At 63.2% G+C, this 25,267-nt stretch carries 19 protein-coding genes; 12 read left to right on the plus strand and 7 right to left on the minus strand.

Features of this window, described 5'->3' with window-relative positions; translation table 11 throughout:
- The first annotated feature begins 33 nt into the window (after positions 1–33).
- Both J2887_RS00730 and J2887_RS00735 read left to right on the plus strand, forming a co-directional pair.
- Positions 34–1,713, plus strand: a complete 1,680-nt coding sequence (locus J2887_RS00730) for a methyl-accepting chemotaxis protein (protein ID WP_227173407.1) — start codon at positions 34–36, stop codon at positions 1,711–1,713.
- Positions 1,714–1,860: 147 nt separating this feature from the next.
- On the plus strand, positions 1,861–3,759 hold the full coding sequence (locus J2887_RS00735) for an ATP-binding protein (protein ID WP_227173409.1): 1,899 nt from the start codon (positions 1,861–1,863) through the stop codon (positions 3,757–3,759).
- Here J2887_RS00735 and J2887_RS00740 read toward each other — a convergent pair.
- Entirely contained in the window at positions 3,750–4,991 is a 1,242-nt protein-coding gene (locus J2887_RS00740) for a response regulator (protein WP_227173411.1), read from the minus strand. The genes J2887_RS00735 and J2887_RS00740 overlap by 10 nt on opposite strands.
- Positions 4,992–5,145: 154 nt before the next feature.
- Between J2887_RS00740 and J2887_RS00745 the strand changes: the two genes are divergently transcribed.
- On the plus strand, positions 5,146–6,210 hold the full coding sequence (locus tag J2887_RS00745) for a TRAP transporter substrate-binding protein (protein WP_227173413.1): 1,065 nt from the start codon (positions 5,146–5,148) through the stop codon (positions 6,208–6,210).
- Positions 6,211–6,213: 3 nt separating this feature from the next.
- Here J2887_RS00745 and J2887_RS00750 read toward each other — a convergent pair whose 3' ends face one another.
- On the minus strand, positions 6,214–9,090 hold the full coding sequence (locus J2887_RS00750) for an ATP-binding protein (RefSeq protein WP_227173414.1): 2,877 nt from the start codon (positions 9,088–9,090) through the stop codon (positions 6,214–6,216).
- Between the two features lie 261 nt (positions 9,091–9,351).
- Here J2887_RS00750 and potA point away from each other — a divergent pair, with 261 nt between their 5' ends.
- From potA to J2887_RS00790, 8 genes are all read left to right on the plus strand, one after another.
- On the plus strand, positions 9,352–10,494 hold the full coding sequence (gene potA, locus J2887_RS00755) for a spermidine/putrescine ABC transporter ATP-binding protein PotA (protein ID WP_227173416.1): 1,143 nt from the start codon (positions 9,352–9,354) through the stop codon (positions 10,492–10,494).
- The gene (gene potB / locus J2887_RS00760; RefSeq protein ID WP_227173418.1) at positions 10,487–11,347 is read left to right on the plus strand and encodes a spermidine/putrescine ABC transporter permease PotB; all 861 of its coding nucleotides are present in this window, start codon (positions 10,487–10,489) and stop codon (positions 11,345–11,347) included. The genes potA and potB overlap by 8 nt, the downstream gene beginning before the upstream one ends.
- Entirely contained in the window at positions 11,344–12,114 is a 771-nt protein-coding gene (gene potC, locus J2887_RS00765) for a spermidine/putrescine ABC transporter permease PotC (protein ID WP_227173420.1), read from the plus strand. Before potB ends, potC begins: the two co-directional genes overlap by 4 nt.
- Positions 12,111–13,151 (plus strand): extracellular solute-binding protein, encoded by a 1,041-nt coding sequence (locus tag J2887_RS00770; RefSeq protein ID WP_227173422.1) that lies wholly within the window; start codon positions 12,111–12,113, stop codon positions 13,149–13,151. The genes potC and J2887_RS00770 overlap by 4 nt, the downstream gene beginning before the upstream one ends.
- Before the next feature lie 482 nt (positions 13,152–13,633).
- Positions 13,634–14,659: an extracellular solute-binding protein gene (locus J2887_RS00775; RefSeq protein ID WP_227176019.1), complete on the plus strand. Its 1,026-nt coding sequence runs from the start codon at positions 13,634–13,636 to the stop codon at positions 14,657–14,659.
- 3 nt (positions 14,660–14,662) lie between these two features.
- A complete protein-coding gene (locus J2887_RS00780) occupies positions 14,663–15,772 on the plus strand; it encodes an ABC transporter ATP-binding protein (RefSeq protein ID WP_227173423.1) in 1,110 nt (369 codons plus the stop codon).
- Entirely contained in the window at positions 15,769–16,629 is an 861-nt protein-coding gene (locus J2887_RS00785; protein WP_227173425.1) for an ABC transporter permease, read from the plus strand. Before J2887_RS00780 ends, J2887_RS00785 begins: the two co-directional genes overlap by 4 nt.
- A gap of 4 nt (positions 16,630–16,633) precedes the next feature.
- Positions 16,634–17,497 (plus strand): ABC transporter permease, encoded by an 864-nt coding sequence (locus J2887_RS00790; RefSeq protein ID WP_227173426.1) that lies wholly within the window; start codon positions 16,634–16,636, stop codon positions 17,495–17,497.
- Here J2887_RS00790 and J2887_RS00795 read toward each other — a convergent pair.
- The 3 genes from J2887_RS00795 to J2887_RS00805 form a co-directional block, all read right to left on the minus strand.
- On the minus strand, positions 17,463–18,719 hold the full coding sequence (locus J2887_RS00795) for an MFS transporter (RefSeq protein WP_227173428.1): 1,257 nt from the start codon (positions 18,717–18,719) through the stop codon (positions 17,463–17,465). The genes J2887_RS00790 and J2887_RS00795 overlap by 35 nt on opposite strands.
- A complete protein-coding gene (locus tag J2887_RS00800) occupies positions 18,689–19,732 on the minus strand; it encodes a methyltransferase (protein ID WP_227173429.1) in 1,044 nt (347 codons plus the stop codon). The genes J2887_RS00795 and J2887_RS00800 overlap by 31 nt, the downstream gene beginning before the upstream one ends.
- Positions 19,733–19,825: 93 nt before the next feature.
- Positions 19,826–21,823: a TonB-dependent receptor gene (locus J2887_RS00805; protein ID WP_227173431.1), complete on the minus strand. Its 1,998-nt coding sequence runs from the start codon at positions 21,821–21,823 to the stop codon at positions 19,826–19,828.
- Positions 21,824–22,013: 190 nt separating this feature from the next.
- On the opposite strand from J2887_RS00805, the gene J2887_RS21700 reads away from it, so the two are divergent.
- On the plus strand, positions 22,014–22,958 hold the full coding sequence (locus J2887_RS21700) for a helix-turn-helix transcriptional regulator (RefSeq protein ID WP_267461607.1): 945 nt from the start codon (positions 22,014–22,016) through the stop codon (positions 22,956–22,958).
- A 32-nt stretch (positions 22,959–22,990) separates the two neighbouring features.
- Here J2887_RS21700 and rtcA read toward each other — a convergent pair whose 3' ends face one another.
- On the minus strand, positions 22,991–24,022 hold the full coding sequence (gene rtcA, locus J2887_RS00820; protein WP_227173432.1) for an RNA 3'-terminal phosphate cyclase: 1,032 nt from the start codon (positions 24,020–24,022) through the stop codon (positions 22,991–22,993).
- An 8-nt stretch (positions 24,023–24,030) separates the two neighbouring features.
- Positions 24,031–25,260: an RtcB family protein gene (locus tag J2887_RS00825; RefSeq protein ID WP_324197236.1), complete on the minus strand. Its 1,230-nt coding sequence runs from the start codon at positions 25,258–25,260 to the stop codon at positions 24,031–24,033.
- Between the last annotated feature and the right edge of the window lie 7 nt (positions 25,261–25,267).

Raw genomic sequence — 25,267 nt, forward strand, 5'->3', positions numbered from 1 at the left:
GACAATACCTACGGTTCTGGAGTTCCCCCATTGATGAACGTGCTTACCCGACTTCGTATTCGCTACCGTCTGCTGCTTGGCGTCCTGATACCGGTGCTGGTCACCGCCCTGGTGATTGCCTGGATCTCGGTGGGGCAGATTCGCCACAACGGTGAGATGGAACTGGAACGTCTGGAGAAGACTCTGCTCGAGGCCCGCAAGGAAAGCGTCAAGGATGTGGTTGATACCGCCCGCTCCGTGGTGGAGGAGGTCATGGCCATGCCCGGACTGACCGAGGCGGAAGCCAAGCTGGAGGCCCGCAAACGACTTCGCGCCATCAGTTTCCGCAATGGCAACTACGTTTTTGCCTACCGTGTCGACGATCTCAATAACCTGGCCTACCGCCCGGACCCGTCGCGGGAAGGGCCCACCACCAACCCGGATGTGCGCAAACTGATCGAAGCCATCATCCAGGCGGCGCGCCAGGGTGGTTACCATGGCTACGAATGGCCCAACCCGGCCAGTGGCGAAGTGGAGCCCAAGGTGTCCTATGCGGTGATTCTGCCGCAATGGAACTGGATGATGGGCACCGGGGTGTATGTTACCGATGTTGCCGACGTGGTAGCCAAGGCTGCCGAAGAGGTTGAGGCGGATGTCGCTGCGACCCTGGTGACCGTGCTGATTGCGGCCCTGGTGGTGGTGGTGTTGGCGTTGCTGATCGGCCTGCTGGTGAGCCGCACGGTGACGGTTCCACTGAACCGGGTCAGCGCCATCATGCACGAGATTTCCGAGGGCGAGGGTGACCTGCGCCAGCGCCTGCCGGACGAGGGCAGCGATGAACTGGCGGAACTGGGGCGGGGCTTCAATGCCTTCGCTGGCCGTATCCAGGACACCGTGCGTCAGGTCGGCGCCACCACCGAGCAGCTGGCGTCTGCGGCTGAACAGCTCAGTCGGGTCGCGGCCCAGACCCGCCAGTCGGTCCAGGAACAGGGCTCGGAAACTGACCAGATCGCCTCGGCGATCAATGAGATGGCGGCCACCATCCAGCAGGTGTCCGGCAATGCCTGCACCGTGGAGAATTCCGCCTCCGACGCTGACCGGCTGGCCCGGGAGGGCGGTGAGACCATTGCCCAGGCCCAGGGTTCGGTTAACGAACTGTCGAAGGACATCGAGCTCAGTGCCGCCAACATCGATGCCCTGGCGAAGAAATCCGATGACATCCAGCAGGTGCTGGACGTCATCCAGGCGGTCACCGAACAGACCAACCTGCTAGCGCTTAACGCGGCCATTGAGGCCGCCAGGGCTGGCGAGCACGGTCGCGGTTTCTCGGTGGTGGCAGACGAAGTTCGGCAGCTGGCCCAGCGCAGTGCCGAGTCGGCGGATCAGATCCGGGAGATGATCGAGGGCTTTGTCAGTGAATCCCGCACCGCAGTCGAGCGGATGAAGCTGTCTCAGGAACGCACCGGTGAGACGGTGGAACGGATTGATCACGCCACCACGGCACTGCGGACCATTGAGTCGTCGGTGGGCAGCATTCACGACCAGGTAACCCAGATTGCCGCCGCCGCCGAGGAGCAGAGCCAGGTGGCGGAGGAAATCAACCAGAATGTCACCCGCATTGTCGACGCCGCCCAACGCAGCGACACCGGAGTGAGTCAGACGACCGAGGCCAGTGAAGAGCTGGCCCGATTGGGCGAAACACTGCGGGGTCTGGTGGGCCAGTTCAAGACATAGGGAGGCACGGGTTGCATCCGGATCACCACCACGTTGGCAGGAGCGGTTCCCGTCCGTTAATGAGTATGAATGGGGCAAACGCCTGGGTAATGGGTAGGATGGCTTCCGTGCGGCGTAATGACGAGAGGACATGATGAAGGAGCGGTTGTGAACCGGATTCTCTGGGCGGCGAGGGCCTGCGTGGTGGTCGTAACGCTGGCGGGGGTAATCGTGCTTGATCGCCTCAACTATCTGGCGTTTGTTGACCAGCAGCGCCTGGACGTCGCCCGTCAGGCCTCTCTGTTGCGGGCGCAGTTGGACGGTACGATCAGTGAGAACATCCAGACCGTCCGTGGTCTGGTCGCGATGGTGGCCACCGAGCCAGAGCTGGATCAGCAGCGCTTTGCCGATATCGCCGGCATTGTACTGTCGCAGCGGAGCGAACTGCGCAATATTGGCGCGGCGCCGGACATGGTGATCCGACTAATGTTCCCCGTGGAGGGAAATGAAGCCGCGATTGGGCTGGACTACCGGGCCAACCGGGAACAGTGGCCCAAGGTTCGTCAGGCGGCTGAATCCGGCCACCTGGTGCTGGCTGGACCGATCGATCTGGTGCAGGGGGGAAAGGGATTTATCGGTCGGGTGCCGGTTTTTGTTCCCGGACCAGGCACTGAACCGGATCGGCTGTGGGGATTGATCTCAGCCGTTATTGATCGTGATCGCCTGTATCAGGCTGCCGGGTTCAGTGATGCTAGCGGACTGGATCTGGCTCTGCGACGACTGGGGGTGGGCGGTGAGCCGGGGGCAGTAATTCATGGCGACGCGGCCGTGTTCCAGCAGCACCCCGTCATGCTCACCGTACCGATTCCCGGAGGCCAGTGGCAGTTGGCGGCCGTACCTTCTGGTGGGTGGCCGGATCGGGCTGACAATGCCGCGGCATTTCGCAGTTTGCTGGCCGTCGCGGCTGCATTGATTCTGTTGCCCGGCCTGTGGCTGACGGTGTCCCTGGGTCGTGAACGTGCCAGTCAGCACCGGCTACAGGCCCTGTTTGAATTGGCGCCTCTGGGTATGGCGTTGGTGGATGCCGAGGATGGACGGTTCCTCGGGATCAACCCGGCGCTCTATTCGATGACCGGGTACGCTGAAGGTAGTCTGGGTACGCTCGGCGTCGCGACGCTGCTGGGGCCCCAACGGCCCTGGCAGTCCCAGCGTCAGCGCTTCGGTCCGGAAGAATTTCAGTGCCGCCGCCATGATGGTTCCGGTTTGTCTGTGCTGTTGGCTGGCGCGATGGTGAAGGATAGCGATGGCGGGACGCTTGTCTGGCTGGTGTTTCAGGACATTTCCGAGCAGAAACGGGTGGCGCGAATGAAGACCGAGTTTGTCTCCACCATAAGCCATGAACTGCGAACTCCACTGACCTCCATCTCTGGCGCCCTCAAACTGATGGCGGCCGGCAAGACAGGTGATCTGCCGGAGTCGGCCCAGTCTCTGGTAACCATGGCAATGCGCAACAGTGAGCGACTGACCCGTCTGATCAACGACCTGTTGGACATGGACAAGCTGGTGGCGGGCAAGATGAGCTTTGAGATTGACGTACAGTCAGTATCGGAGCTGCTGGCGACGGCGCTGGACAATGTGGCTACCTATGCCTGCGAACAACAGGTGCAGTTGACCAGTCGTTTTCACGGCGAGGTATGGGTGAAAGTGGATGAACACCGTTTTTTACAGGTGATGGATAATCTGCTGTCCAACGCCATCAAGTTCTCGCCACCTGGCGAGTGTGTGCGGGTGGTTGTGGATGTGCGCAATGAGGCCGTTACCATTTCGGTGTCGGATCGGGGACCGGGGATTCCGCAGTCGTTTCAGGGCCGGCTGTTTGAGAAGTTTAGCCAGGCAGACAGCTCCGATCGACGCGCCAAGGGCGGCACCGGTCTGGGCCTGGCCATTGCCCGTGGACTGCTGGAGGGTATGGAGGGCAGCATTCACTTTGACACCAGTCCTCAGGGCACCAGTTTCTACATCACCCTGCCACGGGCCGACGCCCCGGCAACGGTGGCTCAGACCTGACTGTCCAGCATCGGCACCGCCCGTTCCAGTAGTTGGCGCTGTTTGCGACTGCGACGGGCTCGTGCCGCGACGGTGGTGACCAAGTAATCTGCAGCCACCGGTTTGGGCATGAATTCATCGCCACCTAGACCGATCGTAACCAGTTGGCGCCAGGGATCGGACTCGGTAGACATGAACAGGATCGGCAACGGGTCGTTGTCGTCGTCCTCGCGAATCAGCGCCGCCAGCTCGGTGCCGTTCACCTCCGGCATCAACAGATCAAGTATCAGCACCTCGGGCTGGAATTCCGCCAGCTGGGCGAGTGTTTCCAGTGGCTGGTTCACTGTCAGCACGTTCATCCCGGCACGGCTGAGAATCAGGCTGTAGGCGGCGAGAGTGCTGGCGTCGTCGTCCACCAGCATGACCCGGTAGGGTGACGGTGGCACCCGAAGGGTCAACTCGTCCGCCAGCCGCACCAGTTGGGCGGGATTGAGGGGCTTTGTCAGGTAGCGGGTCGCACCCGCCCGCAGTGCCGACAGGCGCGACTCGATGTCTGTCATGGCGGAAACAAACACCACCGGCGGCAGGCCCTGGGACTGCTGCTTCAGCTCGCGGATGATGTGGGCCCCGGCGAACTGCTCTCCGTCAAACTGCATGTCCATGAAGATGATGGCGGGCGCTGGCAGGCGGTCGAACAGGTCGGCGTAAATCACCACCGAGCTGAACACTTCCACGGTATAGCCGGCTTTTGCCAGAGTGTGGCGGATCAGCTCGATCTGGATCGGGTCATCGTCCACCACATGGGCGATGGTGGCGCCGTCACTGCCACCGCTCTGGAGTGAACGGGATGGCTCCACCGGGCTGCCTGAAAACTCGCCCTGATCGAACTGCTGCTGCAGCAGGTCGTCCGCCAGTGCCCGCAGTTTGTCGATGCGCTGTTGGGATGGCCAGCCGGCGAGGCGGAAGGTGTCGTCCACCAAGTCTGCCATGTCCCGCGCCCGCAGGCTAATGCGGGAAATGCCGAAGGTGCCGGCGGCGCCTATCAGCTTGTGCAGGCGCTGGTGCAACTGTTCCAGGTTGTTGAGAACCCCCGACATCTGCTGCTCGCGGACACTGTAGGCCAGGCCGGAAATGGCCAGCCGGATCGCGTCCACGCGGGCTGGTAGTTCCGCGAGGAAGTGCTGGCGCAGTTGTTCCAGTTGAGAATGCAGGGTGCCGAGTTCGGTGTGGGAAGGCGGTCGCTGGTCTTCCATGGTGCTGTCGTTCTCCGTACGGAATCACTTCTGTCTCTCAGCTTAGTTGATGGATCATCAACCTGGGAAACCTGTTGTCAGCTCTTTAGGAGGGCAGCTTGGATGGTTATGATGGCAGGCCATCCAATGGACAATAAAAATCAACGAGGAAGCTATGAAACGACTCCTGCTGCTGGCCATCACCTGGCTGGCCCTGGCTGCCGCGCCGGCGGTTGCCGAACGTACCTATACGCTCAAGCTGGCGGAAACCTGGGGCCCCAATTACCCGATTCTGGGGGAGGCTACCCGCAATATGGCGGCGATGGCGGAGACCATGTCCAACGGCCGCCTGCGCATCCGCATCGACTCCTCCAACAAGCACAAGGCGCCGTTTGGCATCTTTGACATGGTCAAGGCCGGCCAGTACGACATGGGCCACACCGCGTCCTACTACTACAAGGGCAAGATCCCCAACGCCATGTACTTCACCACCGTACCGTTCGGCATGATCGCGCCGGAGATGTACGCCTGGTTTTACTTCGGCGATGGCATGGCGCTGATGGAGAAGGTCTACGCGCCCCACGGCCTGCTGTCGTTCCCCGGTGGCAACACCGGCAACCAGATGGGGGGCTGGTTCCGTGAGGAAATTACGTCCCTCGATGATCTCAAGGGCCTGAAAATGCGCACCCCGGGCTTTGCCGGTGAAGTCATGTCGGAGCTTGGCGTGGCGGTCACCAACATTCCGCCGGGTGAGCTTTACACCGCCCTGGAGCGTGGCACCATCGACGCTCTGGAGTGGGTAGGGCCCGCGCTGGACTTCAGTATGGGATTCCACCAGATCGCTGATTACTACTACTCCGGCTGGCAGGAACCGGGGGCCGAGGTGCAGTTCCTGATCAACCAGCGCAGCTGGGAGCGGCTGCCGGAGGACCTGCAGGAGATTCTCCGGGTCGCCATGCGCACCGCCGCCTATGACATGTACATTCAGAGCACCCACCAAAGTGGTGAGGCCTGGGCGCAGATGAAGGAAGCCTATCCGGACGTGGCGCACCGCACCTTCCCGCCGGAGGTGATCGCGGCCCTGCGTGAGGCCACCGACCGGCTGCTGACGGAAGCCGCGGACGCCGATCCGCTGGCCCGGGAGATCATCGATTCCCAGCGTGACTACCTGCAGCAGGTGCGGCGCTGGACCAACATCTCCGACCGGGCCTACCTCAACACCGTGGCGCCGGTGGAATAAGCGTCAGTCGGAGCGGCGGTCAGGTTCCAGTTTTGGCCGCTGGTCCAGACAAGCTTCCAGGCTGGTGACTAGGACATCCAGTGAGGTCTGGGACTTGGTGAAGGTTGCTTCAACCTGATCCAGCTTATTGGGATCAAGCGACTTGCCGGAAAGTATCACGATATGAGCCTCAGGCTGGTGCAGGCTCATGTCCGGCAGCAATTGCCAGCCGCTGCCATCTGGTAAACCAATATCTAGGATAATCAATTGGAAGTTCAGGTTCTGGACGTGTTCACGGGCTTCTTCCAGATTGGCAGCCCAGATCAGCTCGAAACGGTGGGCGGTTGCGGTTCGAATGACGCTGTGCAGATCCTGGTCATCCTCGACATGCAATACCAGCGGACGCTCAGGTGGCTCTTCCGTTGAACTGTCCACGCTTGCCTGGCCTGATATGGCCTGAACGGGTGTGGCTACTGTCGACTGGGGGGCGCTGGACAGGGGTAAAACCACTCTGAATGTGGACCCCCGACCCTCTTCGGAGTGAAAACTGACCTGCCCTCCCATTCGCTCCACCAGTTCCCTGGTGATGGCCAGACCCAGACCTGTGCCGCCTTTGCTTCGTGTGTCGGAGGCATCGGCCTGGGCAAATCGCTGGAATACCCGGCTGTGGAACTGACTGGGAATGCCGCAGCCGTGGTCCTCAACTTCTACGGTGACATTACCTGTTGCAGGATTGACGTTGGCTCGTACTTCAACGGATGCGTCTTCCGATGAGAACTTGATGGCATTGGACAGAAGGTTTGCCATGACCTGCAGCAGCCGTTCCCGATCAACATTGACGGTGATTTCTGTAGCACAAGGTTCAAGATCAATGGAAACCCGCCGCTCCTGGCCGTACGGTCGATTTTGTTCAACCGCTTCGGAGAGTAGTTGATCAAGGGGATGAGGGGTGATCTGGAACTCCATCTTGCCAGAGGCAATTTTTTGCAGGTCCAGCAGATCATTCACCAGATGGATCAGACGGGTGGCGTTCTTATCTGCGATCGTGAGCATGGGTTTGAGGGCAGGGGGAATCTTGCCGACGGTTTCATTCAGCAAGAGTGACAGTGATCCTGAAATGGATGTTAACGGGGTGCGGAGTTCGTGGCTGACCGTAGAAATGAACTCATCCTTCAACTTATCCATGCGTTTACGTTCGCTGATGTCGAGTGCAACACCGACGTATCCTGTTGTTTTGCCTTCGCCATCGATGATGGCTGTTACGATCAGTGAAACCGGAAACCTGCGCCCATCGCGGTGGATGTATGTCCAGTCATGGATGTCTGCATGACCATCTGCTGTCAGGGCGGTAAATACATCGAATCCGGCAACTGGACGACCGAGCTGGTCGCTCAGTTCCTGTTCTCGCTGCTGCATCTCCTGGGGATCGTGGACTAACGTTGGTGTGCAACGTCCTACCATCTGGCTGGCGCTGTAACCAAGCATCTGCTCCGCTCCCCGGTTGAAAATGGTGATAATGCCGTCGGTATCGGTGGCAATAATTGATACTTCGGTGGCGGCGTTGAGAACACTGTCAAGCAGGATGCTGGTGTTGGTGATTTCCCGGGTTTGGTCATCAACCCGTTGGGCGAGAGCATCACGGGTCTCGCTCAGAGACTGGAAGGCTTCACCAAGCGCGCCGGACACATCATTCAAGGTGCTTGCGAGATTGTTGTACTCCCGAAAAAGGCTGCCAGGCAATTGGGGCCGCTGTCCTGTTGTAATTCGATGGGTGAGATCCTGACTGTGTTTTGTCAGTTTCACCAGAGGTCTGGTCAGCAGGGCGCTCAGGAACCAGGCTGCGACCGTGCCGCACATGACAATCGCAAACAGGCAAACCAGCAGCCGTAACTGGTTAGTGCGAATGCGTTCCACCAGGGGGGCTGCCGGCAGTTCAAGTATGACCTCGGCAATGCCCGGAGTGTCGTGAACAGGATGTCGGACATTGTAAGCGCCTGCCTGCCAGCGTTGCAGTGCATGCCTTGCATCGTCTGGCAGCCACAGTGACAGGCCATCCTCCCGGGGCATTGTGGTTCCGCCATTCAGCCCCAGACTCTTGACACTACCCTGACGGGCAAGTGGCTCTCCCTGCTGGTCAAGAATGGCAAGCCCCAGGTCGGGGCTGGTTTGTGATTGTCTCAGGTATTGGTCCAGAGGAATGCGGTTTTGACGGGCATTGCGTTGTAGTCGCTCCGCAAGCAGGTCGGCCTGCTGGTTGAGGCGCTGGGAAACGAACGATTCCTGAACGTCCTGATCGCGGTGTCCTTCAATAGCTATCGGTGTCGTGCCGGCAATCGCTATGCCGAGCACCAGGGTGATAAAAACCGTATCTGTGACTGCCAGTTTCGGTGTGTTCGACGGTGATGCTCTGTTTCCGCTAATGGCTTGAACAGCAATGAAAATAAGGGTTGCCAGTATGGCGTTCAGTACTCCGTTCAGGGACTGTTTCAGCACGATCAAACCAGTCGTCGTGGCTTCGTTGCCCAACTGGTAATAGTAGCAAAACGCGATAAAGGGAATTCCAAAGACCAGCCAGTACAGCATGCTGGCGATGATTAGGTTTTGGCGCCAATGACGATGCAGAAAGCCAACCACCAGCACTTCCAGAATGCCATTAATCAGCACATATGGGTGACTCCAGAGAAAACCGGTGACGGCTCCGGCTGTGATGGCTGCGAGTACTGCCGTTGGCATGCCAGCCATCATCAGTGCCAGCATGGCAGCCGTCGAGCCGAAAATCAGATAGACATCGAACAGGATTGGTACGTGCAGAAGGTTGCCCAAAGGCGCTACCAGTACCAACAGCACGCTTGGCCACAGTGAGCCTGGGGGGGCGCCAAATCGGGCGGCAATGCCATTCATATCGGTTCCTGCTGCAGTAACGAAAAGGTTCATCGTAGACTGCCTTTGCATTGCAGGCATGGCAAGTCTTGGGCAGTGCAGGCAGGTCTCTCTGCAAGCGTAGCAAATAAAAGCGAGAACAAACGGTCTGTTACGTGAGCAAGGAGGATTTCTGCCTGGGTCGTACTGACACTGACATTAATTTTTGGAAAAATAGGCGCCCGATTTCCGGACTCAATTGCAGTTCCTCACTCAATTGCGGCTCTTAAGGGTTCCGTGCCGATGCAACAGACTTTGCTTTCCCTCCGGAATGTCAGCAAGCAATTTGATGGCAAAACGGTACTCGATGCGCTCGACCTGGATATCCGGGACGGCGAATTTCTCACCCTGCTGGGGCCTTCCGGCTGCGGCAAGACCACCCTGCTGCGACTGCTGGGCGGTTTCGAACATCCCGACAGCGGCACGTTGACGCTTTCCGGGCAGGACATCACCGACCTGCCGCCGGAACAGCGGCCTCTCAATACGGTGTTCCAGCAATACGCGCTGTTTCCCCACATGACGGTGTTCGACAACGTCGCCTATGGCCTGAAAATGGAGAAACGGCCCCGGGACGAAATCCGTCAGCGGGTTACCGAGGCGCTGGCACTGGTGCAGCTGGAGGACTTTGCCCGTCGCAAGCCCCATCAGCTGTCCGGGGGCCAGCAACAGCGGGTGGCGATTGCCCGGGCGGTGGTCAAACGCCCCAAACTGCTGCTGCTGGACGAGCCGCTCTCCGCGCTGGACTACAAGCTGCGCCGAACCATGCAGATCGAACTCAAGCGGTTGCAGCGGGAACTGGGCATCACCTTCGTGTTCGTTACCCACGATCAGGAAGAGGCGTTGTCGATGTCGGATCGTGTCGTGGTGCTCAAGGACGGTCGCGTCCAGCATCTGGGCACGCCGCGGGAGATCTACGAGCGGCCGGCGAACCTGTTTACCGCCCGCTTCGTGGGGGAGACCAATTTCTTTCCGGGACGGCTGACCGAGGTCACCGACGACAGCATCACCGTCGCCATCTTCGGGCTGTCCCGTACCCTGCGCCGGCCCACCTTCCCGGTGACGGTCGGGCAGGAGGTCCATGTGCTGCTGCGGCCGGAGGACATCCGGGTGCTGGAGCCCAGTGACGATCATGGCTTCGTTGGCCATGTCATCGAACGCAACTACAAGGGCAGCACCCTGGACTCGCTGATCCGTCTGGAGAACGGTCTGGAGATTCTCGCCAGCGAGTTTTTCGATGAGGACGATCCCACCTTCGACTACCGCCTCGGGGAACCGGTGCGGGTCAGCTGGGTGGATGGCTGGGAGTGGCTATTGCCGGAAGAACGGGACGAAGCCGAGGTACTGAACGACGACATCAACGCCGAGGCACCGGCCAGTGATGCATAACAGCCATCGCCAACCGTTCCGGACCGCGGTGCTGGTCCTGGTCTGGGGCTGGCTGCTGGTGCTGGTGCTGGCCCCCAACCTGCTGGTGGTGGGCACCAGTGTCCTGACCCGCGATCCCCTCAGTTTCCTGTCGCTGCCGCTGACGCTGGAGAATTACGCCCGGCTGATCGATCCGCTGTACCTGGAGGTGTTTCTGCACTCCCTGTACATGGCGGCGGTGACCACCGTCTGCTGCCTGGTGATCGGCTATCCCTTCGCCTGGGCATTGTCACGGCTGTCCAAACGCCAGCAGACGCTGCTGATCTTCCTGCTGATCGTGCCGTTCTGGACCAACTCCCTGGTGCGCACCTATGCCCTCAAGCTGCTGCTGGCCACCAACGGACTGATCAACAACGGCCTGCTGGCGATAGGCCTGATCGATGAGCCGTTGACCCTGCTGTACACCGAACTGGCGGTGATCATCGGCCTGGTGTACCTGCTGCTGCCGTTCATGATCCTGCCGCTGTACAGCGTGTTCGAAGACCTGCGGGACGAGCTGCTGCTGGCATCCCACGATCTGGGCGCCGGTCGCTGGCCCACATTTATTCACGTGGTGGTGCCGCTGACCCTGCCGGGGGTGCTGGCCGGGGTGTTGCTGGTACTGCTGCCGGCGATGGGGCTGTTCTTCGTGGCGGACATTCTCGGTGGCTCCCGTAACCTGCTGGTGGGCAACGTCATCAAGAGCCAGTTCCTCGACGCCCGGGACTGGCCCTTCGGCGCCGCGGCCAGCGTGTTGCTGACTGCCGCCATGGCGTTGTTGCTGTTTGCCCACCGCCTCAGCCGTCGCCGTCTCGGCGAGGAGGCTGAGGTATGAGCCGGTGGCTGCCCAAAGTGTACCTGGCGCTGGTGTATGGCCTGCTGTACCTGCCGATCCTGGTGCTGGTGGTGTTCTCCTTCAACCGTTCCCGCACCGGTTACAGCTGGGACGGCCTGAGCCTGCACTGGTACCAGTCACTGTTCAACAACCACGCCATGGTGCAGGCGATGTGGAACTCGCTGTGGCTGGCACTGGCGGCGGCGACGGTGTCCACCCTGATTGGCGCGCTGACGGCGCTGGCGCTGCACCGTTACCGCTTTCGCGGCAAGCGGGTGCTCAACGGCATGCTGTTCGTGGTGATGATGTCGCCGGAAATCGTGCTGGCGATCTCGCTGCTGGCGCTGTTCCTGCTGGTGGGCCTGCAGCTGGGGTTCGTCTCGCTGTTGCTGGCACACGTCACTTTTTGCCTGCCGTTTGTGGTGATCACCGTGATGGCCCGGCTCAGCGGGTTTGATGAGCGCCTGCCGGAGGCGGCCCGGGATCTGGGCGCTAGCGAGTTCACCATGACCCGCACGGTGTTGATCCCGGTGATTGCGCCGGCGCTGCTGGCAGGCTGGCTGCTGGGGTTCACCCTGTCCCTGGACGATGTGGTGGTGAGTACCTTTGTCAGTGGCCCGAGCTATGAAATCCTGCCCCTGCGCATCTATTCCATGGTGCGGGTGGGGCTGAAACCGGAAGTGAACGCCCTGGGCACACTGCTGCTGGTGTGCTCGCTGATGATGTTGATGTTGTCCCAATGGATCCTCACTAGGAGCAAACGATGAAGAAACTGGCACTGGCCGGCCTGCTGGCCGTGACGCTGAGCGGCTGTGGTTCCGACGACCAGCAAGTGCTCAACCTGTACAACTGGTCCGAGTACATGCCCCAGGAAGTGCTGGACCGGTTCCAGGAGGAGACGGGCATCCAGGTGGTCTATACCACCTATGACAGCAACGAGGCGATGTACGCCCGCATCAAACTGCTGGACGACAGCGGTCAGTACGACCTGGCGGTACCGTCCACCTACTACGTCAACAAGATGCGTAACGAGGGCCTGCTGACCCCGATCGACCACAGCAAGCTGAGCAACTATGGCCAGCTGGACCCGGAGCTGACCAACCTCAACATTGATCCGGACAACGCCTACAGCATTCCCTACCTCTGGGGCACCACCGGCCTGGCCTACGACGCCAGCGATGTGGGCGAGGCGCCGGTCACCGCCTGGGCCGACCTGTGGAAAGACGACTACAGCGGCCGGGTGATGCTGACCAACGACATGCGGGAAGTGTTCCACATTGGTCTGCGGGTGCTGGGCTACTCCGGTAACAGCACCAACCCGCAGGAGATCGAAGCGGCCTACAACAAGTTGACCGAACTGATGCCAGCGGTGCGCACCTTCAACTCCGACGCGCCGCGGATGCCCTACCTGGAAGGGGAAACCGACATCGGCATGATCTGGAACGGCGAAGCGGTGATGGGCAAGGCCGATATGCCGTCGCTGGAGTATGTGTACCCGCAGGAAGGGGTGATCGTGTGGCTGGATAGCTTCGTGATTCCCAAGAACGCCAAGAACGTCGATGCGGCCCACCAGTTCATTGATTTCGTCATGCGTCCGGAGATTTCCGCGCTGATCAGTGAAGACATCGGCTACGCCACCCCGAACCTGGCCGCCCGAGAGCAGCTGGACCCGGCCGTGGCCAACGATCGCGCCAGCTACCCGACCGCGGTGGATCTGGAGCAGGCGGAATTCCAGGAAGATGTGGGCGACGAGGCGTTGCAGGTCTACACCAAGTACTGGGAACTGCTGAAAGCGGGACGTTGATCCCCGTTAGCCCTATCGACTGGTAGTGCTATTGCATTTTATAAGGAAGTGAGTATCATTCTCATTTCGTCGGGCTGGCGGCGACACATCCGAGTGGGGGTGTGATGCCGATGGGTGTGATCGTCGCCAGCTGTCGATCCCGGGTCAGCATGACCGGTCACGGTCCGGCTGATGGCTTAGGGGCCTGTCAGGGACTGACCGGTACAGACTCAGGATTGACCGTCGTGATCTCCAGGGCGGTCGTTTTTCCGGCCTGCCACTCGTGTTTCTCCCCCGCCCGCCACCTGTGTTTTCGCGGCTGTTTTCTGCCCGCGTCAACAACGACTTCTTTTTCAGGGCTTCACAAAACTGTCATATTTGGTCTATAACGTCCTGATATCCATGGGGCGGCTCCGCGCCCGAATCGACTCTGGAAACAAGGATTCAGTATGGCCAGCACGTATCGGACAGCTCGCAAGACCGCCTGGGCCGCCGCCCTGGCGATGGGATTCATCTCCTCGGCCGCGATGGCGGAGGAACTCCGGCTGATCACCTGGGGTGGCTACGCCCCTGACGATGTGGTGGCCCAGTTCGAGGAAGAGACCGGCATCGATGTGCAGGTCACCCTCTCCAACAACGAAGACATGATTTCCAAGCTGCGGGCCACCGGCGGTGCCGGCTTCGACCTGGCGCAGCCGAGTCAGGACCGCATTCTCGGCGTTCAGCGCCAGTTCAACCTCTACCAGCCCATCGACCTGGCCCGTATCGACAGCGACCGTATTCAGCCGTCGATGCTCAATGCCACCGGTGAAGCCACCGGCATGAACGGCAAGGTCTATGGCGTGCCGGCGGTGTGGGGCACCAGCGGCCTGATCGTCCATGACGACGTCGCGGACACCGTGACCGATTACACCGACCTGTGCGACAGTGCCGTCGTCGGCGATGTGAGCTACCGCCTCAAGCGTCCGACCCTGATCGGCTTTGCCTTTGCCATGGGCAAGGACCCGTTCGCGGCCTACAACGACCGCGACGCCTATCAGTCCATTCTCGATGATGTCCAGCAGGCACTGATCGACTGCAAGGCCAACGTCAAAACCTACTGGACCGGCGGCGACCAGCTGCTGTCACTGCTGCGCACCGGCGAAGTAAAAGCGGCCATGGCCTGGGATGCCGGTGGCTGGAAACTCAACGCCGAGAACCCGGCGATTCGCTTTGTGGCGCCGGCGTCCGGTGCCCTGGGCTGGATTGATACCTTCGCGCTGCCGCGCCGGGCCGAGAACCTGGATGCCGCCTACCAGTGGATCAACTTCGTGATGCAGCCGGAAATTGCCGCCAAGATCACCAACCAGTCCGGCAATTTCACCGCCTCCGTGGGTGCGGATGAGCACGTTCGTGCCGAGCTGCGGGATGCCTACCGCACCAGTTTTGATGACGACGCCCTCAACAACATCAAGTGGTACCCACCGGTACCGCCGGGTCTCGAGGCGATGGAAGGTCAGGTGCTGGACCGCGTCCAGGCGGCCAACTGATCCATGGCTGATGCAAACGCGGCCACGGAGACGGCCGATCTGGTGTGTGACCGCCTGGTGCGCCGCTTTGGCGACACCCGGGCGGTGGACGAGATCTCCCTGTCGGTTCCGGCGGGCAGTTTTTTCTCCATCCTGGGACCGTCCGGTTGTGGCAAGACCACGCTGTTGCGGCTGCTGGCGGGGTTTGACCGTCCCGATGACGGCGACATCCTGATCCGCGGCGAGCGCATGAACGAGGTGGCCCCCAACCGCCGGCCGGTCAATATGGTGTTCCAGCATCTGGCGCTGTTCCCCACCATGTCGGTGGCGGACAACATCGCCTATGGCCTGAAACGGCAGAAGGTGGCGGCCCCGGAGCGCCGCCGCCGTATTGCCGAGGTGCTCGAGCAGGTTGGCCTGCCGGGCATGGAGGACCGCAACCCGCAGCAGCTCAGCGGCGGCCAGCGGCAACGGGTGGCGCTGGCGCGCTGCCTGGTGCTGCGGCCGACGCTGCTGCTGCTGGACGAACCCCTGGGAGCGCTGGATCTGAAGCTGCGGGAGCAGATGAAGGTGGAGCTCAAACACCTGCAGAAGGCGTTTGGCACCACCTTTGTGTACATCACCCACGATCAGTCCGAAGCCATGGTGATGTCGGATCAGGTAGCGGTGATGCGCCAGGGCCGGTTCGATCAGGTGGCGTCGCCGGAAACCCTCTATCGCCACCCCGAGACCCCGTTTGTGGCCGGCTTCGTCGGTGACAACAACTGCCTTGCCGGCACCGTGGTGGCCCAGGACGACGGCCAGGTCACTCTGGATCTGGCCGATGGCAGCCGGGTGAGGGGCATGGCCGCATCTCCCGGCCTGCAGCCGGGCCAGCCGGCGCAACTGTTTGTGCGTCCGGAGTCCCTGAGCCTGGTGGCGACAACCGCCGCGGGCGAGGCTGCGTTGCCGGCCCAGGTGGTTACCACGTTGTTTGATGGTGCCAACAGCCGGGTGGAACTGACCGCCGCCGGCCAGGTGCTGTTTGCGCGCCTGCCCCAGGACGGCTCCGCCCCCAGTCTGGATGCCGGCCAGACCCTGGCCCTGCAGTGGCAGCCATCGCTGGCGCGGGTGTTCGCCGGAGCCCCGGCATGACTCCGGGTGCCGGTCGATTGTCGCTGGCGTTGTTGCTGACGCCGTTCCTACTGTGGATCGTCTTGCTGGTACTGTTGCCCCACGCCGAGATGCTGCGGGTGTCGTTCCAGGTGCGGGAAAGCTGGGACACCCTCGACTGGGGCCTGACCCAGTACCGCAACTTCTTTGAAGAGGCCTACTACTGGCGTACCTTTCTACGCACCGGGTTGATGTCGCTGTTCACCACCGCGCTGACGCTGCTGGTGGCCTTCCCCATCGCCTGGTACATCGCCCGGCTGGCCCGGGGCCGCAGCCGGGGTGTGCTGTTTCTTGCCTGTCTGGTGCCATTCTGGGCCAGTGAGCTGGTGCGCACCTATGGCTGGATGATCCTGCTGCGGGAAAGTGGCGTGTTCAGCGCCCTGCTGCAGGGGGGGGGACTGGCGGACGGTCCGGTGGAAATGCTCTACAACGACGCCGCGGTCATCATCGGCCTGGTCTACAACGGCCTGCTGTTCATGGTGGTGCCGCTGGTAACCACCCTCGATGGCCTGGATGAAAACCTGGTGGAGGCCGGCTACGACCTCGGTGGCGGGCATCTCACCGTGCTGCGGGAAGTGGTAGTGCCCTGGGCCATGCCCGGTATTGTCTCCGGCAGCATCGTGGTGTTCATGCTGACCCTGGGCAGCTACCTGACGCCGATCCTGATGGGCGGCAAGGACAGTGCCTGGTTCACCCAGCAGATCTTCACTCAGTTCATCACCCGCTTCAACTGGGAGCAGGGCGCCGCGCTCGGGGTGCTGCTGCTGGTGCTGTCATCGCTGATGGTGTGGCTGGGGCTGAAGCTGACCGGCCAGTCGCTGCGCAAGGTCATGGGGTGATGGCATGATTCCCTCGGTACCCCGCTCACGTCTGTTCGATGGCCTCTACCTGGCCTATCTGGTGGCGTTCTTCATCTACCTGGCCCTGCCGCTGCTGGTGACTGCGGTGTTCGCGTTCAACGATGCGCCGTTCCCGTCGCTGCCCTGGCAGGGCTTTACCCTGGACTGGTATCTCGCCGACGGCGAGCAGGGCCGCACTGGCCTGTTCCACGACGACGGCCTGCTGTCGGCGCTGTGGGTCAGCGTCCAGGTGGCGTTCTGGGTCACTCTGGTGAGTGTCGCCCTGGGCTGCTTCAACGCGGTGCTGTTCGAGCGTCTGCAGTTCCGCGGCAAGGAGTTGCTGTACATCGTGATGCTGCTGCCACTGGTGATTCCGGGGGTGATCCTCGGGGTCTCCATCCTGGTGTTCTACAGTGGCATGGCCAATTCCGTGTCGATGCAGTGGCAGATCGAGCTGGACCTGTTTCGTCCCGGGTTGCCACTGGTGGTGATGGGACAGGTGGCGTTCATCACCACCCTGTCGACCCTGGTGATCGCGGCCCGCCTGCGCAAGTTTGATCGCCAGCTGGAAGAGGCCGCCCTTAACCTCGGGGCCACGCCCATCGTGGCTTGGTTCACCGTGACCCTGCCCTGGCTGCTGCCCGCCATTGGCGGTGCGGCGGCCATGGCGTTCCTGATGTCGTTCGAGAACTTCAACACCACGGTAATGCTCACCGGAAGCGATACCCCGCTGACGGTGGCACTGTTCAACCGCCTGCGGGAAGGTTCCACCCCGGTGCTGAACGCGGTGGCGCTGCTGCTGATGGTGGCCTCCGCCGTGTTGGCGCTGCTGGCTATGGGACGGTCACGCCCGGGACACCAGGGCTGACCCGCGCCCCCAGACGCCAGCTCAGCACCACCACCAGCGCCAGTCCGGCGGCCAGTGCCAGCAGCAGGCCGCCGTAGCCGCCGGCGTCCAGCACCAGCCCCGCCAGCATCGGCACCACGATGCGAGACAGTGAGAACACACTCGACTGCAGACCATAGTCCAGCGCGGTCCAGCCCGGACGGGTGTGGTGCATCATCAGCCCGAACATCACGCCGGCCGCGGCGCCCATAGCCAGCGCTACCAGCAAGGCGGCACCCTGCAGCAAAACTGGGTGCGCCAGCCGGGTTGCGATCAGCAGGGCCAGGGTCGCCAGCAGTCCGGTCGCCGCCAGCAGCGGCAGCGCCCAGGCGGTGCCGATCCGGGCCACCAGCCGCGCAGCGGCGAGACTGGCCAGTGCCGCCAGGGCGCCGCCGGCGATCCCCACTACCGCGGCAATGCGGTCTGCGGTCAGGCCGTGATCCAGCAGCAGGGGCTTGAGGTAGACCCAGGCGGCCCCGATGAACGGAAAGTACAGCGCCACCAGCAGACACCAGGCCCGCCGCACCGGCGACTGAAAATACCCCCGCCAGCTCGCCCAGGTGGTGGCAGCCACCGACTGGGGGGCGCCGCCGCTGTGGTCAGCGGTCGGGGTCAGCCACAGCAGCCCCATCGCCCCCAGTGCCAGGCCTCCGGTCAGCAGCAGGAACGGCCAGGCCCACCCCAATTGGCTGTGGACCAGCAACATCACGCCGCCCCCCAGGATTGCCCCCAACGACGTCGCCGCCGAACGGATGGCGCCGGCGCGCCAGCGTTCATCTGGCGGCAGCCGGCGAATGGCGAGGGCATTGATGGGAATGTCCGCCCAGGTGCCCAGCAGACTGGTGATCAGCGCAGTGGTGAACAGCAGGCCCCAACTGCTGCGGTCGATGGCCAATGCCGCCAGCGCCAGCAGCCCGAGACCGTAGCCGAGGATCAACACCAGGCTCCAGCGGCGGTAGCGGTCGCACCCCGCCCCAAAACGGTCAATCGGGGTGGCGAGCAGGAACTTGATCACCGCCGGCAGGCCGGCGAGTTGGAACAGGCCGATTTCGGTGCCGCTCCAGCCTTCGGCGCGCATCACCAGCGGCAGGCCGATGTAGAGGTAGATTACCGGTGCGGTGAGCACCAGGTTGAGCCAGCCCACCAACAGCTGGAATCGCCAGTGACCGCCGCTCATGCCGGTCGTGTCCCGCTGTGCAGCCATAACGGCGCCATCGGGAAGCGGTGGCTGAGTGTCGAGCGGCGGTCTGTCAGCCCCAGTTGCCGCAACGCTGCTTCGATGGCGCCCGGTTCCGGCAAATAGCGGCCCCGCAGCAGCATCGGACTGTAGAACGGCAGTACCGCCGCCGCCGCTTCGGCACTGGCGGGGCGTTCGGCGTGGGCACAGATCAGTCGACCGCCGGGCGCCAGGGCTTCCACCAGTCGGGCCAGCATCGCCAGGGGATCGGGCAGGAAGTGCAGCACCGAGGAACACCAGATCAGGTCGTAGGGACCTTGCAGGTCATCCTCGTCGGCCCGTCCGCCCACCGCGGCCAGCCGCCCGGTCAGCTCTGCCTGGCGAATGTTGCCGGCGGCCACCGCCGCACTGGCGGGCAAATCGAACACCACGCCGGTCAGGCTCGGGTAGTGCAGCGCCAGGGCGATGGCCACCAACCCGGGGCCACCGCCGAGGTCCAGCAGCCGGGTTGCCGGCGCCAGCGGTGGCAGGGTGGTCAGGTGCTCCAGCACCGCCGGCACCGTCACCGCCCGCTGTTCGGCGGCAATCTGCTGTTGTGCCGCCCGGGCCCAGGCGGCCTGGGCATCCACCGGCCCCTGCGCCGGGGAGGCGGTGGCTTGCGGTTCCGCTTCGCCACGCAACCGCGCTTCCAGGTCCTGACGACTCTGGGCCAGGGCCTGGTGGCGGAACTGCCAGGCCTGGCTGCAATCGTCCGGGCTGTCGGGGCTGAAATAGCGGGCTGCCAGGGCGCTGCTCTGGTAGCGGTGGCCGTCGGGGCCGGGCCACCGCTGTAGCAGGCCCAGGCCCCAGAGCTGGTCGAGCACCACCCGGGTGGGCTGTGACTGCCAGCCCAGCACGGCGGCGAGGTCGTCGGCGGTGTGCGGCTGCTGCAGTCGGTGGGGCAACTGATGGGCCAGTGCCAGATCGAGAGTGGCACCCTGGACGGCGGCGCCGGCGAGCTGCCAGTAAGGCTGCAGGGGATGGTTGTGGGACGTCGGCATGGGGAAGTCCTTGTGTAGTTGTTGAAAGATTGTTGAGAGATTGTTGAAAAGTGGTTGGCATGGCGTTGCGGTCGTGGCGCCGGAGCCGGCGCATCAGGGTTGCCAGGTCAGCGCCAGACGCCAGCTGCGGGGTGGGCTGTACACCGTCACGAAGCCGTTCTGATAGCCCACGGCGTCGTAGTGCTGGTCGCTGAAGTTGTCCACCTGAAGGTCCAGTGACCAGTCGCCGAAACGGTAGCCGGCGCTCAGGTCGAGGCGACCGTAACCGCTGCGGCGATACTGGTTGGCGGCGTCCAGGTAGGTCTTGCTGCTGGCCAGCCACTGCAGCTGACCGTGCCAGCCCGTGGGGTGATCAAAGCCCAGACCCAGATGGCCATTGAGATCGGGGGCAAAGGGGTTGCGATGGCCGTCGTAACGGGCTTCGCCATCACGGAAGCGATCGAAGCGCAGGTGATTCCAGGCCAGCCCGCCCTGCAATGACCAGTGGTGGCTGAGGCGGTATTCCAGATCCAGCTCCAGGCCCTGGCCGCTGCCGGAGGCGGCGTTGGTGAGGTACATCCGGCCCGGTACAGGCATCTGCATGACCTGCATGTCGTCCACCGTCATGTGGTAGACGGCGAGGGCGTAGCGACCGCGCTGCTGGTGAAAGCGGCCCTTGGCGCCAAGCTCATAGGACCAGACCTGTTCCGGCTCGAACGCCGCCGGCCCCACTCCGGGCGAGATGGTATTGAAACCGCCGGCGCGCACCCCGTGGCTAACGCTGCTGTAGAGCTGGTGATCCGGTCGCCGGCGGTATTGCAGCGACAGTTTGGGGCTGAGGTGAAGCCACTGGTCCTGCTGGCGCTGGCCAGTGGCGAAGTGGACGCGGGCCTGCTGCTGTTCCAGCCTCGCCCCGGCCGCCAGGGCCCAGCGCTCCGCAATGGCTTGCTGCCAGTGACCGAACAGCGCCAGGGTGCGCTGGCTCTGGTCGGCCTGTTGGCGCTGGCTTGCCATGGGGGTGACCGCGAGGTTGTCGAGCGCGTTGTCCTGCCAGTCGCCGTAGAGGCCCGCGAGCCAGTCTGCGGTGCCGCTCTGGCCCTGCAGCCGCAGCTCCTGGGACCACAGTCGCAAGTGGTGGTCGCGACCGATCAGCATCCGCTCCGGGGGTTGGAAGTCGGTATCCTGGCGGACCTTGTCGCGGTAATCGTTGTAGGCGCTGATGCTGTGCAACTGCAGCCCCGGCGCCAGTTCCTGATGCAGGTCCAGGGCCCAGGTTTCACCGTGGGAGCGGTGCCAGCCGGGACTGTCGGAGGCGACAGCACGAGCGCTGGCCTGCCCCGGGCCCCAGAGGGCGGCGCCGTCATCATAGCGCTGACGACTGTGGCGCAGCACCAGATCGGTGGTGTCTGTCGGCAGCCAGCGCAGCGACACATTGAGGTTGTGGCGCTGGCGATCGTCCGCCTCGTCGCCCCGCAGGGTGTTGTCGATGAAGCCGTCCTGGCGTTGCCATTCGCCACTGATGCCGGCAAACAGGGTGTTGTCCACCAGCGGCCGGGCCAGCACCACACGGGCCTGTTGCTGATGGCGATCACCTGCGGCCAGGCTCAGGCGGCTGCGGGGCTGGTTGGTCAGGGGGCGGCTGTGGAGGGCAATCACCCCGGCCTCGGCGTTACGGCCGTAGAGGGTGGACTGGGGCCCCCGCAGCACTTCGATCCGTTCCAGGTCCAGCAGGCGGTTGTCGAACCCCTGGGCGGTCAGGGTGGGGACGCCGTCCACCAGCAACAGGGTGGAGGTGGCAAAGCTGTTGAAGTTGGCGGTGAGCCCGCGCAGTACCGGTGAATGCACTCCGGACTGGCCGAAGGGCTGGAAAGCCAGGCCAGGCACCCGCGCCTCCAGCTGTTCAATAGTGTTGACGCCCTGCTGGCGGAGGACGTCCGCATCGATGGACAGCACATTACCGGCAACGTCGTCGAGGTCTCGGGCGACTTTGTCGGCGGTAACGGTCACCGGTGGCAGGGCCAGCGGGGGGCTGCTGGCGAAGGTGCCAGGGCTGGTGGCCAGGGCCAGCAGGCCGAGGATGATGGTGCGGTGGCGATACCGTGGCGGGATCATGATCGTCTCCCTTCAAAAATGAATGCGCGTTGGACCAAAGCTGAATGAGCGTTGGGAATCTGGAGGCGTCATTGTATGATCAGGATGAGATTCATTATCATTTGATTCATATGCCAAACGGAGCAAGACGTATGCAATCCGGAAATCGGAGCCTGGCAGATGGTGAAGGTGGCGGTGGAGGTGGAGAGCAGTGAGCTATCGGATCGACAGCGGTGAGGCCATTGCGACGACTCGTCCCGGGGCCTGGCAACGGCGCTGCCTGCCGTCACGGGTCGGTGCCTGTGTGGTGGATCGGCTGGCGCTGGCGGACGGTGTGGCGCTGGTGTACTCCGATTACCGGCCCCGGGAGGATCTGGTGGAGGTAAGTGAGCTGGCGTTGGCGGACCCGGTGGTCACCCTCACCGTCGGCCTGGAAGGTCGTTCCGGATATCGTGGCGACCAGGCCGACCTCGGTTTTGTGGCCGGCCAGACCACCGTGACCCGGTTCCAGCAGGCCCGTGGCGAGCGCCGTTACCGGGCCGGTGAGCGGGTACGGCAACTGCGGCTGATGGTGGCCGCCCCGGCGCTGGCCCGTTACCGGCTGGACGGTTTGCTGGGTGGGCCGGGCAGGGCGGCGGTGCAGCAGCTGGATCAGGCGGCGACGCCGGTGCCGATGCAGCCGTTGGTGGCACGGCTCGAAGCGCTGTACCGGCAGTCACCGGAGCAGCGACTGGAGCTGGAGATCACCGCCCTGAGCTTGCTGTCGGCGCAGGTTCAGCGGCTGGTGCTGCCATCATCCGTGGTGCGGTCGCCGCGGGATCGCGAGGCGATCCGCCAGGTGCGGGCGTTGATGGTGGCTCAGCCGGAGCGGCCGTGGACGCTGGCGATGCTGAGCCAGGCGGTGGGGATCAATGAGGCCAAGCTGAAGGCGGGGGTGCGCGCCGAGTATGACACTACCCCGTTCCGGTTGCTCACCGCCATTCGCATGCAACGGGCGCGGGAGCTGTTGCAGCAGGGCCATCCGGTGGCGACGGCGGCCTACCGCAGTGGCTACAGCCATCCCGCCAATTTCAGTCTGGCGTTCAAGCGCTTCTTCGGCGAGTCCCCGAAGGTGGTCGCGCAGCACCCTGACGGCTGGCAGGTGAGTCACCGCTGAGGGCGTCTTCGATGTGAGCCGGCAGCAGCCCGCTATGGGTGATCCTGGGTCAGGTTCAGGATCAGGTGACCAGGCCGTTCCTCGATACCAAGCCGAATACCGCTTAATTGCTCGATCAGCGCCCGATTGGTGCGGGCATGTTCCGACAGCGGGGAGCAGGACAGCGCCCCACCACCGGCCACCAGCAGGGGCAGCATGGCCTGATCGGTCAGGTATTCGCACAGTGCCGCCTGACCTGTGAGAAACCGCTGGACCCGGCGGGCGAGCCGGGCGGCCAGGGTTTCCGCCCTTAACCGGTGCTGACCCAGGGCGGTAAAACAGGCGTTCAGGCCGTCGAACGACAGGGTGTGACTGAGCTGGTTGCCGGGGCAGTCGGCGTCGGCGTGACGAATCGCATAGCGGCTGTCCGGCAGCGGGCAATGCTCACGGTAGCTGTCGATTTCCCGGGTGCCGATGGTGTGGCGGACGTTGCTGAGATGCGCAACCACCTCACTGTCATTGATGGCGGGCCGGCGATCGATGACGATGGGGGACAGGGTGCTGGGCTGGATATGGGCGACCCATTGGCCGCCGCCGGCGGGCATGTAGCCCCAGCGTTCCACCTCAATCTCGATGCTGGCCCCGAACCGCCTCAGCAGCGGCAGGAATGCCGCTTCCAGAAACGTCAGCGACGGTGCCATCGGGTTGTGTGTGCCCCCGGAAAAGCGCACCGTGGAGGGCTCGGCGGCCTGCAGCAGTGGCAGTACAATGGTCTGGAAGACCAGTGTGGTGCTGCCCGCGCTGCCGACATCAAAATGGTAGTCGCCGCCACGCACCGGGCCTGGCACGAAGCTGAGCCGGTCGGAGCCCAGCTCGGCCCCCTCGACGGTGGCGCCGGAGATGGCCTGCGCGGCGCGCACGCAGGCCAGGTGCTGACGCATCAGCCCGGGCTTGGGACGCTTGCCCCGGATGTGTCGGATCGACAGCGGGTGGCCGTGGAGCAGGGCGAGGGTCAGGCTGCTGCGCAGGATCTGGCCGCCCCCTTCGCCCTGGCGACCATCAACGTCCTTGTGGTTGTTATGCATAGGGCCTCCTAACCTTTCACGCAGACGACTTGCTTGAGTGTGTAGACAATCTCGACCAGGTCGCTCTGTGCCGCCATCACCGAGTCGATGTCCTTGTAGGCGGACGGCGTCTCATCCACCACGCCTGCATCCTTGCGGCATTCCACATCCCGGGTTGCCTCACTGTGTTGCGCCACCGACACCCGCTTGCGGGCCTCGGTGCGGGACATGACCCGGCCGGCGCCGTGGCTACAGGTGCAGAAGCTCTCCTGATTGCCTAGCCCCCGAACAATAAATGAGCGGGCGCCCATGCTGCCGGGGATGATTCCCAGTTCGTCCTTGCGGGCCGACACCGCGCCCTTGCGGGTCAGCAGCACGTTCCGGCCGTAGTGGTGTTCACGGCTGACGTAGTTGTGGTGGCAGTTCACCGCTTCTTCTTCACCGATCACCGGGCGTCCCAGTGTGACTGCCAGGGCATTCAGGGTGTACTGCATCATGATCTGGCGGTTCAGCCGGGCATAGTCCTGGGCCCAGCCGACGGCCTCGACGTAGTCGTTGAAGTTTTCCGCGCCCTCCACCAGATACGCCAGGTCCTTGTCTGGCAGCTGGATGAACATGCGCTCCATGTCCTTCTTGGCCAGTTCAATAAAGTGACTGCCGATCCGGTTGCCGACACCCCGGGAGCCCGAGTGCAGCATGACCCAGACCGCCTGGTGTTCGTCCAGGCACACTTCGATGAAATGATTACCGGTGCCCAGTGTGCCCAGGTGGTGGGCGTTGTTGGTGTTCTTCAGCACCCGGTGTTTGTCGGTCAGTACCTGGAAGCGCTCCGCCAGTTGGGTCTGCCACAGCCTGGCGACCGCTTCCGGCAGCTCGCCCCAGGCACCCTTGTCCCGCTTGCCCCGGGACAGGGAGCGGCCATGGGGCACAGCCTGCTCAATGGCACAACGCAGTGGCGCCAGGTTGTCCGGCAGGTCCCGCGCCTGCAGGTCGGTCTTTACCGCCATCATGCCGCAGCCGATGTCCACGCCGACGGCGGCGGGAATCACCGCGCCCAGGGTCGGGATCACCGAACCGATGGTGGCGCCCTTGCCAAGATGGACATCGGGCATGGCGGCAACCCACTGGTGGATAAACGGCAGTGAGGCGATGTTCCGCAACTGCTGGCGGGCCTTGTCCTCAAAGGGCACGCCACGGGTCCAGCTCTTGATTGGTACGCCGCGCTCGACGGTGGTTACTTCGTAGTTCATGTCCAGCATCCTTGTT

Source organism: Marinobacter sp. CA1 (genome assembly GCF_020546665.1).
Lineage (GTDB): Bacteria > Pseudomonadota > Gammaproteobacteria > Pseudomonadales > Oleiphilaceae > Marinobacter > Marinobacter xestospongiae.